15 protein-coding genes are annotated in these 11589 nt (G+C 69.5%); 11 read left to right on the top strand and 4 right to left on the bottom strand.

What is annotated here, in order from left to right; genetic code table 11:
- Positions 1-18: 18 nt before the first annotated feature.
- From AB0J55_RS01400 to AB0J55_RS01385, 4 genes are read left to right on the top strand one after another with little or no spacing between them, the layout of a single operon-like run.
- Complete coding sequence (locus AB0J55_RS01400) at positions 19-948, top strand: VOC family protein (RefSeq protein ID WP_364241110.1); 930 nt, start codon at positions 19-21, stop codon at positions 946-948.
- Position 949: 1 nt separating this feature from the next.
- The gene (locus AB0J55_RS01395) at positions 950-1774 is read left to right on the top strand and encodes a fumarylacetoacetate hydrolase family protein (RefSeq protein WP_364241107.1); all 825 of its coding nucleotides are present in this window, start codon (positions 950-952) and stop codon (positions 1772-1774) included.
- Positions 1775-1790: 16 nt separating this feature from the next.
- Entirely contained in the window at positions 1791-2108 is a 318-nt protein-coding gene (locus tag AB0J55_RS01390) for a YciI family protein (protein ID WP_364241104.1), read from the top strand.
- Positions 2109-2126: 18 nt separating this feature from the next.
- Complete coding sequence (locus AB0J55_RS01385; RefSeq protein WP_364241102.1) at positions 2127-2921, top strand: IclR family transcriptional regulator; 795 nt, start codon at positions 2127-2129, stop codon at positions 2919-2921.
- 80 nt (positions 2922-3001) lie between these two features.
- Here the strand turns inward: AB0J55_RS01385 and AB0J55_RS01380 are convergent, their stop codons facing one another.
- Positions 3002-3622, bottom strand: a complete 621-nt coding sequence (locus AB0J55_RS01380; RefSeq protein WP_364241099.1) for a TetR family transcriptional regulator — start codon at positions 3620-3622, stop codon at positions 3002-3004.
- 90 nt (positions 3623-3712) lie between these two features.
- Here AB0J55_RS01380 and AB0J55_RS01375 point away from each other — a divergent pair, with 90 nt between their 5' ends.
- Together AB0J55_RS01375 and AB0J55_RS01370 are read left to right on the top strand one after the other, a co-directional pair.
- Positions 3713-4417, top strand: a complete 705-nt coding sequence (locus AB0J55_RS01375) for an alpha/beta hydrolase (RefSeq protein WP_364241097.1) — start codon at positions 3713-3715, stop codon at positions 4415-4417.
- 84 nt (positions 4418-4501) lie between these two features.
- Entirely contained in the window at positions 4502-4900 is a 399-nt protein-coding gene (locus AB0J55_RS01370; protein WP_364241095.1) for an NAD(P)-binding protein, read from the top strand.
- An 8-nt stretch (positions 4901-4908) separates the two neighbouring features.
- On the opposite strand, the gene AB0J55_RS01365 is transcribed toward AB0J55_RS01370, so the two are convergent.
- On the bottom strand, positions 4909-5526 hold the full coding sequence (locus AB0J55_RS01365) for a TetR family transcriptional regulator (RefSeq protein WP_364241092.1): 618 nt from the start codon (positions 5524-5526) through the stop codon (positions 4909-4911).
- A gap of 106 nt (positions 5527-5632) precedes the next feature.
- Between AB0J55_RS01365 and AB0J55_RS01360 the strand changes: the two genes are divergently transcribed.
- The gene (locus AB0J55_RS01360) at positions 5633-6784 is read left to right on the top strand and encodes an FAD-dependent monooxygenase (RefSeq protein ID WP_364241089.1); all 1152 of its coding nucleotides are present in this window, start codon (positions 5633-5635) and stop codon (positions 6782-6784) included.
- 117 nt (positions 6785-6901) lie between these two features.
- Here AB0J55_RS01360 and AB0J55_RS01355 read toward each other — a convergent pair whose 3' ends face one another.
- Positions 6902-7522: a TetR/AcrR family transcriptional regulator gene (locus AB0J55_RS01355; protein WP_364241086.1), complete on the bottom strand. Its 621-nt coding sequence runs from the start codon at positions 7520-7522 to the stop codon at positions 6902-6904.
- A 117-nt stretch (positions 7523-7639) separates the two neighbouring features.
- Here AB0J55_RS01355 and AB0J55_RS01350 point away from each other — a divergent pair, with 117 nt between their 5' ends.
- From AB0J55_RS01350 to AB0J55_RS01335, 4 genes are read left to right on the top strand one after another with little or no spacing between them, the layout of a single operon-like run.
- Positions 7640-8425, top strand: coding sequence for a glucose 1-dehydrogenase (locus tag AB0J55_RS01350; protein ID WP_364241083.1), 786 nt, complete (start codon positions 7640-7642; stop codon positions 8423-8425).
- Between the two features lie 3 nt (positions 8426-8428).
- Positions 8429-8860 carry a nitroreductase/quinone reductase family protein gene (locus AB0J55_RS01345; protein ID WP_364241080.1) on the top strand — a complete coding sequence of 144 codons (432 nt, stop codon included), beginning with the start codon at positions 8429-8431 and terminating at the stop codon, positions 8858-8860.
- Positions 8861-8871: 11 nt separating this feature from the next.
- Positions 8872-9528, top strand: coding sequence for an SDR family NAD(P)-dependent oxidoreductase (locus AB0J55_RS01340; RefSeq protein WP_364241077.1), 657 nt, complete (start codon positions 8872-8874; stop codon positions 9526-9528).
- A complete protein-coding gene (locus AB0J55_RS01335) occupies positions 9525-10340 on the top strand; it encodes an alpha/beta hydrolase (protein ID WP_364243366.1) in 816 nt (271 codons plus the stop codon). The genes AB0J55_RS01340 and AB0J55_RS01335 overlap by 4 nt, the downstream gene beginning before the upstream one ends.
- Before the next feature lie 78 nt (positions 10341-10418).
- Here AB0J55_RS01335 and AB0J55_RS01330 read toward each other — a convergent pair whose 3' ends face one another.
- Positions 10419-11135, bottom strand: a complete 717-nt coding sequence (locus tag AB0J55_RS01330) for a hypothetical protein (RefSeq protein ID WP_364241075.1) — start codon at positions 11133-11135, stop codon at positions 10419-10421.
- Between the last annotated feature and the right edge of the window lie 454 nt (positions 11136-11589).

Here is an 11589-nt window from a genome sequence, read left to right as displayed (position 1 = left end):
GTTCCGGAAGGGTTTCCCATGCCACAGACCAAGAAGAGGATCACCTTGCCCGAGCCCGAGACGGCGGGGTCGTTGCGGCGTACGGCCACCTCGCACATCGGGCTGCGGGTCCCCGATGTCGACGCCGCCGCCGAGTTCTACGGACGCGTACTCGGGCTCGTTCGGCACGGTCGTCTCGAGGACGGCGGGGTGCGGCTGGGCTGGGGTACCGGGCACCACGTGCTCGACCTCCTGCCCGGCGAGCGCGGCCTGGACCACATCGCGTTCGAAGTACGCGACCCCGGCGGGCCGGACGCCCTCCGGAAGCGGCTCCGCGACGCGGGCCATGACGTGCACGGACTCGACGAGTCCTCCGTGGACGAATCGGTCGCGGCCCCCGCCGGGTTCGCGTGCACCGATCCGGACGGGAACACCGTGCAGTTCCACGGGCCGGTCCGGCGCTCCGGCGAACACTCGGCCGACAGCGCCCGGCGTCCGATCAAGTACCAGCACGTCACGCTGGCCACCGCCGACCTGCCCGCGATGGTCGCCTTCTACACCGGTGTCGCCGGCTTCCGCGTCTCGGACCAGCTCGCCGACGGGAGCTTCGCCTGGCTGCGCAGCAACCGCGACCACCACACACTCGCCGTCGTCGGCACCGGCACGCCGGGGCTGGACCACTACTCCTACGACCTGGCGGCTTGGGCGGACTTCAAGGACTGGTGCGACCGCCTCACCGACGAGGAGGTCGACGTCGTCTGGGGCCCCGGCCGGCACGGGCCGGGCAACAACCTGTTCGTGTTCTTCGACGACCCGGCCGGCAACCACGTCGAGCTGTCGGCGGAGATGGAGAAGTTCCACGACGACCGCGTGACGTACGTACCCCGCCGCTGGGAGCCGGTGCCCCGCAGCGTCAACCTCTGGGGCGGTCAGCTCGCCACCTGGCGCCGGACTTCGGAAGGGAACTGAGATGGCTTACGCGTCCTACGAACACGACGGTGTCCGGCACGTCGGCCGCATCGACGGCGACACCCTGATCCCCCTCGACGGGCTCGCCGAACTGGGCCGCGACACCCCGTCCGAAGTTCTCGCCGGCGCGCGGGAACGGCCCGCGGACGCCGTGCCGCTGGGCGACGTCCGGCTGCGCCCGGTCGTCCCCGACCCGGCGAAGATCTTCTGCGTCGGGCTGAACTACCACGCCCACGTCGGCGAGTCCCGGCGCGAGCTGCCTGCCTACCCGGTGCTGTTCTGCAAGTTCGCCTCCAGCCTGATCGGCGCCCGCGACGACATCGTGCTGCCACCCGAATCGTCGCAAGTGGACTACGAGGCGGAGCTGGCCGTCGTCATCGGCAGGGCCGGCCGGCGGATCCCGGCGGAACGAGCCCTCGACCACGTTCTCGGCTACACCGTGGCCAACGACGTCACGATGCGCGACTACCAGTACAAGACCCACCAATGGCTGCAGGGAAAAGCCTGGGACGACGCCACTCCGGTCGGGCCCTACCTGGCGCTGCCGGACGAAGTCGACCTCGGCGGCGCCGGGATCCGCACCCGCTGCCGGGGCGAGCTCCTCCAGTCGTCGGACCTGTCGAACCTCATCTTCGACGTGCCCACGCTGATCGCCACGGTGTCCGAGTTCACCGCGCTCCAGCCCGGCGACCTGATCCTCACCGGCACCCCGGGCGGTGTCGGCTACCGGCGGGACCCCCAGCTGTTCCTGCGCGATGGCGACGAGATCACCGTCGAGATCGACGGGATCGGCGCCCTGACCAACCGCGTCCGGGCCGAAGACTGACCGAGGAGGGCAGCCCATGTGGTATCTCACCGTGCACCGCTGGACCGGCGAGCAGCAGGCCTCGATCGCCGCCGCGCTGGCGGACGACACCCTCGCGACCCACCTGAGCTGGATGCGAGAGCAGCAGCGAGCGGGCAAGGTGCTCATCGCCGGCCCGGCCAAGGGGTTCGAGCTGGGCCTCATCGTCTTCGGCCACCTGCCCGAGGACGCCGTACACGAACTCTGCCGCGGCGAACCGCTCGTCGCGGCCGGCCATCGAGACTACGAGGTCATTGCTTGGGACGTGCACCACCTGCTCGGCATCGGGGAATTCGAGCTCAAGCCCGGTTCATAATCGAGTACACTGTCCCGCATGTCAGGACCGAAGCCGGCCACCACGTATCGCGAACGCAACTCCACGGCCGACCGCGCGCTCGAAATCCTCGGGATGTTCTCCGACGAGAACCCGACGGTGTCGGGAACGGAGGTCGCCGAGCGGCTGGGCGTGTCGCGCTCCACGGCGTACCGGTACCTGCAGTCGCTGGTGTCCACGCGTTTCCTGGAAGAAGCGCCGGGCAAGGGGTTCCGGCTCGGTTTGCGCGTGCTGGAACTCTCCCGGCTGGCCCGGCGGACGTACGGCCTGTCGGACATCGCGAGTCCGATCATCGAGGAACTCGCGGCCGACGTGGGCCAGACGGTCCTGCTCACCCGGCGGACCGGCGACCTCGTGGTCTGCCTGGACCGGGCCGAATCCCACGCCCAGCGGATCCGGATTTCGTACGAGCGAGGCACCGTGCTGCCACTCAACGCCGGCGCATCGGCCACGGTGCTGCTGGCGTGGGACGACCCGAAGACGGTGCGCGAGCTGCTGGAGAAGGCCGAGCTGAAGCGGTTCACCAAGGAGACGATCACCGACGTCGACACCCTGCTGGCCCGGATGGACCGGATCCGGTCCGACGGGTACGCGGTGTCCCGCTCGGAACTCGACCCGGACGTCATGGGGATCGCGGCGCCGATCTGGGGAGTCCGCGAAGGCGAGGTGGCCGGGGCGGTCAGTGTCGTCGGCCTCGTCTCCCACATCCCCACACAGGCCGAACGCAGGATCGTCGCCAAGGTCCGCCTCGCCGCGGCGAGGATCAGCGAACTCAACACGACGGCGCAGGGCTAGAGCCTGTTTCGATGTGCTGACCAGTGGAGCAACGCCCACTGCCGGCCAGGGCGGCCGTCGGCGATCGAGACATCCCTCAGCTATCCAAAAAGGGCAGTGTGCAATGACTCCCGCAACCACCCCTCCGCCCTGTCCAGCGACCAGCCATTGTGGTCGGTGAGCGTGAAATAGGCGTCGTTGTTCAGGTAGAAGAACAGAACATCGATGGCCTCTTGCACGCCGAGACCGGCACGCAGGGACCCCAGCTCGGACAGCCGGCCGGCGGCCACAGCGAGACCGTCGCGCAGGCTGGCTTCCGCGGTCTTGAGCGCGTCTGCGGCGCCGGGGTCGTGCGGCGCGGTGTCGGCGATGACGCGCATCAGGTCGCGGGACCGCTCGAAGCGGACTCGGGTGGCGTTGACGATGTCGCGCAGCAGGTCCCCCGCGTCCGTCGCGGCAGCGAGGTGGGCATGGATGTCCGCCACGTCCGGGGCCGTGGTCCTGGCCTCGATGATCAACTTGAGCAGTCCCTGCTTGCCGCCGCCTACCGTATACACCGTGGCGGGCGCGACCCGGGCGGCGGCGGCGATCTCCTCGACGGTCACCGTGAAGAAACCCTTGCGGCTGAACAATTCCCGCGCGGCGTCGTAGATCGCCTGCCGGGTCGCCGCGGCGTACTCGGCCCGTCTGCTCCTGGCGTTTCCCGAAGGCGCGGTCGACATGGTGGTAGTGTAGCCCTCTGTTGATCAGAGTGTGACTCTGATCAACAGAGCACAACTCTGCTGTTCGGGTGCACACTAGGAGATTCGCTGGTGAACTACGTTTTCGTTCCGGGTGCCTGGCACGGTGGCTGGGCGTGGCACCCGGTGGCCCAGCGGGTGGCCGACGCCGGCAGGCGGGGCATCGCACTGACCATGCCGGGGCTCGCCGCCGGGGACGACGCCCGGGAGCTGAAGCTGATCGACGCGGTGACGTACCTCGTCACCGAGATCGAGCGGCGGGACCTGACCGACGTCGTGCTGGTCGGTCACAGCTGGGGCGGCATCCCGATCGCCGGCGCCGTGCCGCGGCTGGCAGGACGCCTGCGTGGAATAGCCTTCGTCAGTGCGTTCGTCCCGCGAGCCGGAGAATCGATGGCCGACGCGATGAGCCCCGAGGTCGGCGCTTTCCTGCGCTCGGCGATCGAGGGATCTCCCGAGCACTCGATCGCCGTGGACTTCGAGTCGTTCCGCCTGTCCCTCATGCAGGACGAGCCGGAGCACCTGCAGCGGCTCGTATTCGACTTGCTGGTGCCGCAGCCCGGCGGCTACATGCTCGACGCCCTCGAGGAGGTGGACCTGGAAGACGTGCCGGTCACCTACCTGCTCGCCGAGAAGGACCAGGCACTGGCCGCACCGGGCGTCGAACTTGCCGCACGCGCCGGAGTGGAGCCGGTTCTCTTGCCAGGCACCCACGAAACGATCCTCACCCACCCCGACGAGGTGGCCAAAGCCCTGCTCGAACACACCGGCAGCTGAGCTCCGCCCAGGCCGACCCCAGCCGATGCCTGTCTCGTGCGTGTTGCGCCCTACAGCGTCCGCCAACACCGAAAGATGAGGACCATGCGGATCGGAATCGTCGGTCTCGGCCTCGGCGGAGCCACCGCCGCAGCCGCCTTGTCCCAGGACGGTCATGATGTGACTGTGTTCGAGCAGGCACCTGCCATCGAGGAGGTCGGAGCCGGCCTCGCTTTGGGACCGAACGTTTCCCGCGGCGCAGCCGCACCATGCGGTTCCACAATTGCCGACCGTGCACGAGTACGGCATCGGCAGCCCGCCGCGAGTCCGGAGTCGGGAAGCGTCTGGCCGGGCTCGACCATCACCGAGCCGACCTCGTTCGCCCCGTCCTCGAAGATCATCTCCTGCGGCGCGTCGCCTGTTGTGCGACGGCGCGCCCACACCGAGACGGTCTCCTTCGCCGTCACCGAGATGGGAGCTGAGCGTGGGCCTCGGGATCGGTGAACGGCAGTTCAGAGCGCACTGGACGGGAAAGTCTCCGCCAGCCACGGGGCCAGCGCAGTCCGCGTCGCCCTGTCGACGATCGCTCGGTACTCCGCCGGATCGTCGACATCAGCCCGATCCTGGATGAGCGCACACAGGACACCTTGGACCGCACCGGCGAACGCTCCGGTCAAAGCGGCGGCAGTCAAGGTGTCGAACCGGTCCGGGAAGGCGTTCGCCAACGCACGGGAGATCTCCAGCTGGGCATCGCTGTAGAGCTGCAACGCTTTGCCTCGCACTGCAGGGTGCTCGCGCATCAGGCGCAGCCGCAGAGCCGTCATCCCGCTGACGATGTCGTCATCGCTCTCTGCTTGCGCCAAGGCTCGCAGCAGCACTTCGGCCGGACGCTCGGACGGCGCGCTCGCCTCGATCGTGCGCACCGCCGCCTGGACCCGGTCGTCGTGGTCGGGAAAGAGCAGGTCTTCCTTGCTCGCGAAGTAGCGGAAGAGCGTCCGCGTGCCGACCTCCGCCGCGGCGGCGACGTCCGCAATCGTCGTGGCATCGAATCCCTTGCGCCGGAACAGATCTGCGGCCGCTTCCGCCAACGCTTGCCGGGTGCGTAGCTGCTTGACCTCACGCAAGGACATCACCGCAGCATACCGGCCGCTGCGCTCGCCGCCGCACGCTGTGATGACACTCACTGCCACACGACACTCATGGCCAAATGGCACTGACTGCCATTATGTTGGGTGCATGACCCCACGCACCGTGCTCGTTCTCGGCGCCGGCGTCGCCGGCCCCACACTCGCCTACTGGCTGGCCCGGCAAGGCATGCACCCCGTCGTCGTCGAAAAGGCGGAAACCCTTCGTTCCAGCGGCAATCCGGTCGACGTCAAGGGCCCCGCCATCCGTGTCGCCGAAGAAATGGACGTGCTTCCGCGGCTCCGCGCGGCCGCCACCGCCGTCACCGGCGCGACCCTGCTCGACCTCGGCGGCCGGCCGATGGCCCGGCTGCCCACGGCGCCGGAAGGCAGCGACGACGTCGAGATCACCCGGGCCGACCTGGCCACCATCATGTTCGACGCAGCGGCCGACAGCGCGGAATACGTGTTCGGCGACACCGTCGTCAGCCTCACGCAGGACCCGGCCGGGGTCGACGTCACGTTCGCCAAGGCCGCACCCCGCCGTTTCGACCTGGTCATCGGCACCGATGGCATCCACTCCACCGTGCGACGCATGGTCTTCGGCCCGGAAGAACGGTTCGCGCGGGACCTCGGTTTCAACCTCGCCACCGTGCCGCTGCCGCTCGACATGATCCGCGAGCGGCACGACATGCAGGTGTACAACGCCCCTGGGCGCCTCGCCGTCCTCCACCCGGGAAAGGCCGAGGGACTGGCCATGTTCGTCTTCCGGACGCCGCTGCCTCCAGGGCACGACCGCCGCGACAAGGCCGCCCACCTCCGGCTGGCGACCCAGGCCTTCCAGAATCTCGGGTGGCGCATTCCGGAACTCATCGACGCACTCCACCGCCACCACGACCCCTATTTCGACCGCCTGAGCCAAATCAGGATCGATTCCTGGTCCCGCGGCCGCGTCGCTCTCCTCGGCGACGCCGCATCCAGCGTCGCGGTCTTCGGTGACGGCTCCACGCTCGCCGTCGCCGGCGCGCACGCTCTCGCCGGCGCACTGGCCGCCAACCCCCGCGACCACACCCGCGCCTTCCGCGAATACGAGAAGGCGCACCGACGTCTCGTCAACGCCAAGGGCCGGCAAATCAAGCCCCTCGCCGCCGTACTCGTACCACGCACCACCAGCGGACTCGCCACCCGCAACCTCACCACCCGCGCACTCGCCCGCGTGTTCAGCAGCAAACTCGCCCCCGCCCTGTCCACGGCGACTCAGTGACAGCCCCCGGCATCCGATCCTCCTTCGCCCATCGAGAACAACGAGGGCGGAGCCGAGCCGCATTCCGTACGAGCACGACGCGGTCAGGCGGGGATGCGTCCACGCGACGTCGCCCGGTCAGGTTCGATACCGGGCGCACATGGTGCTGACCGCTTCACCCACAGCTCGTTCGATCGCGGCCCGCTCCGGGGCCCAGTCGGTGAGCAGGAGCGTGGGCCAGAAGACGAAGTTGGAGATCATCCCCAGAAACTGGGTCGCGGCGAGATCCGGGTCGCCGACCTTCGCCGAGCCGGCACGGTCGGCTTCGGCAAGGTAGCGGCTGACCGACTCGAAATAGGGCATCTTCCCCTGGCTGAACTGCGCCTCTCCCAGCTCGGGAAAGCGCGGCAGCTCCGCGATGACGATGCGGAACAGCGCGGTCATCCCCGGGCGGGTGAGCAGTGCGACGTACCGGCGGCCGATCACGGTCAGGCCGGCCTCCAGGTCCTCGGCAGGCGGCTCCGGCCCGCCGGGGTCCTCGACCTGCCAGGAGTCGGTCACGATCGCGTCGAAGAGCGCCGCTTTCGTCGGAAACTGCTTGAAGAGCGTGGCCTTCGAGACCCCGGCCGCCTCGGCGATCTTGGCGAGCGAGGTTCCGTCGTAGCCGGACGCCAGGAACAGACCGGTGGCGGCCTCGAGGATGGCCGCGCGCTTCTCTTCGGCCACACGCCGGTGATACGCCGAAGGTTCGGTGCCCATGGTCCCCAGTATGCCCGATGGCGAGGTGAGTCACTTGACTCACCTCCGATCCCGCAGTACGTTCGATGACGAGGTGAGCCGGTCAGCTCACCATAACCATTCTTCAGAGGACTCGTCATGCCACGTTTCACCCACCAGACCGCCCTGATCACCGGCGGCACCGGAGGACTCGGCGAGAGCCACGTCCGGGCTTACCACGCCGAAGGCGCGAACGTCGTCATCGGCAGCACGGCGAAGGGCCTGGGCAAGGCCACGGAACTCGCCACGGAGCTGGGCGAGCGCGCCCTCGCGGTCCGGTTGGACGTCGCCCGTGAAGACGACTGGGCCGCCGCCGTCACCACGGCCGAGCAGACCTTCGGCACGCTGACGATCCTGGTGAACAACGCGGGCGTCCAAAACCCCGCCACCACCATCGAGCAGACCGACCTGGCGCTCTGGGAGCGCACCTTCGCGATCAACGTGACCGGCCAGTTCCTCGGCACCAAAGCCGTCACCCCGGCGATGCGGCGAGCCGGCGGCGGCGTGATCGTGAACATCGGCTCCGCGATGGCGCACGGCGGCACCGCCCTCTACGCCCCCTACGTCGCGAGCAAGTGGGCGACCCGCGGCTTGACGTTGAGCGCCGCGCTCGAGCTCGGCCGGGACAACATCCGGGTGAACGCCATCCACCCCGGCGTCATCTCGACCAAGCTGATCCACGAGCCTGCCGCGCCCGGCGAACGGCCGATCTCGGACTTCTACGACCCGAAGCCGTTCGCGATCCCCCGCCTCGGCGAGCCCGCCGACGTCAGCGCGGCACTCCTCTACCTCACCTCGCCGGAAGCATCGTTCGCGACCGGCACCGAACTGGTGCTCGACGGCGGCCTGCTGCTGGGCCCGGCCCTCCCGGCCGGCGTCGCCTGATCCATGGACGCCGTCCTGCGGGCACTGCAGCTGACCCCGGCGTCACCGACCCGGGCCCGGATCGTCGACATCACCACGATCGGCCGCCGCACCGGCCGCCCTCGCCGGATCGAGATCTTCTTCTACCGCGTGCACGGCCGGTTCTACCTCAACAGCGGCCTGCTGCGGCCGCCGAGCTGGTACGCGAACCTGCTGAGCCACCCCGACTTCACGTTCCACCTCAAGAACGGCGTGCGGGCCGACCTGCGCGCCCACGCCCGGCCGGTCACCGACCCGGAGGAGCGCCGGAAGGTCTTCACCGAGGTGGTCGCCGACCTCAACCAGCCGAGCAACCCGGGCACCATCGCCCAGCCCACGCACCTGGCGGACTGGCTGCAGGTGAGCCGTCTCGTCGAGGTCACCTTCCCCGACCTCCCGGCCGAGCCGGCACCATGAACGGAGCAACCATGCAACGCTTCGAGGAAAAGACCGTCCTGATCACCGGCGGCGCGGGCGGTATGGGCGTGTCCCACCTCCGCGGCTTCCTGTCCGAAGGCGCGAACGTCGTGATCGGCGACGTCCGAGACGAGCGCGGCCGGGCGATCGCCGCCGACCTCGGAACGCACGCCCACTACGTGCACCTGGACGTCACGTCCGAAGCCGACTGGCAGAAGGCGATCACCGAGACCGAGCGCCTCTTCGGCCCGATCTCGGTGCTGGTCAACAACGCCGGCATCCTCAGCCGCTCGGCGACGATCGAGAAAAGCGACCCGGGCGATTTCCGGCACGTGCTCGACGTCAACCTCACCGGGTCGTACCTCGGCATCCGGGCGACCGTGCCGTCGCTGCGCTGTTCCTCAGCTCCGACGAGGCGTCCTTCATCACCGGCTCGGAGTTCGTCTCCGACGGCGGCATGCTGCTCGGTCCGGCCCTGGCCGCCGGCCAGACCCAGAACCAGAGCTGAGCGCGGAAAGGACAAGCCTTGCCGTTCCCCCTGCACCCCCGCATCCACGCGCTCGTCGACGCCGGCGCCGGACCGTCCGGCGCACCCGGCTTCAGCGCCTTCACCCGCGGTGACGCCGCCGCGCTCCGGAAGATCCTCGACCACGGCCTGGCCCAGATGAGCGCGCTGCCCACTCCCCCGGCCGTCACCGCACGGACCTACTGGACCCCCTCCACCGACGGCACGCCCCTGCGGCTGCGCTGGTACACCCGCGACGGGTCCGCCCCCGGTTCCGCCGTCGTCCACCTGCACGGCGGTGGCATGGTCGCCGGCAGCACCGACCTGTACGACCCGCTCGTCCGCACCTACGTCGAGTGGGCCGGGGTGCCGTTCCTCTCCGTCGACTACCGCCTGGCGCACGAGGCCACGAGCGGCGTCCCGGCGCTCGACGCGTTCGCCGGGCTGCGCTGGCTCCACGAACGAGCTCCGGAGCTGGGGATCGATCCGGCCAGGATCGCCGTGATGGGCGACAGCGCCGGCGGCGGTATCGCCGCGGCCACCGCGATCCTCGCCCGGGACACCGGGGTGCCGATCACCCGGCAGCTGCTCATCTACCCGATGCTCGACGATCGCACCCTCGTTCCCGACCCGCACCTGGCCACCCAGCCGACGATCTTCTCCTACGACTTCAACTTCACGGCCTGGCGCGCGGTGCTGAAAGACGAGCTCGGCACCGGCTCCGTACTCGCGATCGCCGCACCGGCCCGCAACGAGAATTTCGCCGGCCTGGCCCCCGCCTACATCGAAGTCGGCGAGCTGGACATCTTCCGGGACGAGGACGTGGACTACGCCCGCCGCCTCTGGGCGGCCGGCGTCTCGACCGAGCTGCACGTCCACCCCGGGCTCCCCCACGCCTTCGACGTCCTGCTCATCGGCGACGAAGCCGGTGAGCGCCACAAGGCGGAACGCATCCGGGTGCTGCGCGCCCTGTGAATTCAGCTCCTTCGTTGTCGAACCGGGAGAACGACCCGAACTTCGGCCAGCCGGGGGAAGTCCATGAGCACCGGGCAGTTACTTCAGCACGCTGACCGCGCGGGCGATGACCAGCAACGAAGTCAGCAGCGCCGCAACGCTCTGCACCGCCATCAGCACCTTCGCCCGTGACGACAGCGGCATGGTGTCGGTGGGGCTGAACGCCGTCGAGTTGGTCACCGACACGTACAGGTAGTCCACCAGAGTCGGCACCCAGTCGGACTTGACGCTGGAGCCCGCGGCGACCTCCTCGACGGCGTCGTCGTTCTCGTCCTGGGAGAACCGGAAGTCGGCCAGCGGCAGGTCGGCGCGGCCGGCTTGGGTACGTTTGACCGGGCCGCCGCGGTCCAGCTCCCAGTAAGCCAGGCCGAACGCGATCACGTTGGTCAGCCACACCTGCAACGCACCCAGCAGCAGGGCCTGGCCGCTGTCGGCCGCACCGGCGACCAGGTCGTGGATGAGCAGCGCCAAGGCCCCCAGGTTGGTGATGCCGATGACCACGACCAGCGACAGCGAGAGGATCCGCGAGAGCCGCGTCTGCCGGGTGACGCGCCGCGGGTTGATCGCGATCAGCGGCACCAAAAGGAGGAACTCCAGGGCGGGCACCACGAACCGGGGAGCGACCAGCAGCTGTTCCGGCAGCGCCAGGTACAGCGCGATGGCCACGAGCGTCGCGACGGCGGCCGGCAGGCGGGCTTCGCCGCGGCGCTGGTGGCGGGGATGACGGCTCCGGGCCTCGGCCCGATCGGCTGGCATGACAGCTCCTCGCGGACGGCCGCTGACCGGCCTCTGTTCGTCGGGACGCCAGCCTAACGTCCGGCGCGACTGACTGCTGCACGTCGCGCACCAGCCGTCCACTCCGGACAAACCCGGCTGCAAGCAGCCGGAATGCTGCCACCCTGCAGCGAGCGCCGCCAATCCGGAGGGAAAGGAATCAGCCGCCGGGAGCGACGCCGAGACGGCTGACGGAACTCCCCCGGCTCGTCACGTCGCTCCTGGCGCCGGTCGAGAAACCTTCGTGACGCGTCCGAGTGCGATCCCGCCAGCCGAGCCATCGCCCTTGGCGGTCTCGCCCACACCCCACTCCTCACGCTACGAGCGGCGTCGAGCAGCAGCACGCGAAAGAAGGCGCCTGCAGGGCAGATTCCGCCGCCCGGCAAGGGCAGCCCGAACGACTACGACGAGGATCGCCGCCGGCCAGCGGTTGCGC

This window comes from Amycolatopsis sp. NPDC049688 (assembly GCF_040674975.1).
Classification (GTDB): domain Bacteria; phylum Actinomycetota; class Actinomycetes; order Mycobacteriales; family Pseudonocardiaceae; genus Amycolatopsis.
Note: the sequence above shows the minus strand (reverse complement) of the source record. Positions and strands in the feature narration are given on the sequence as shown.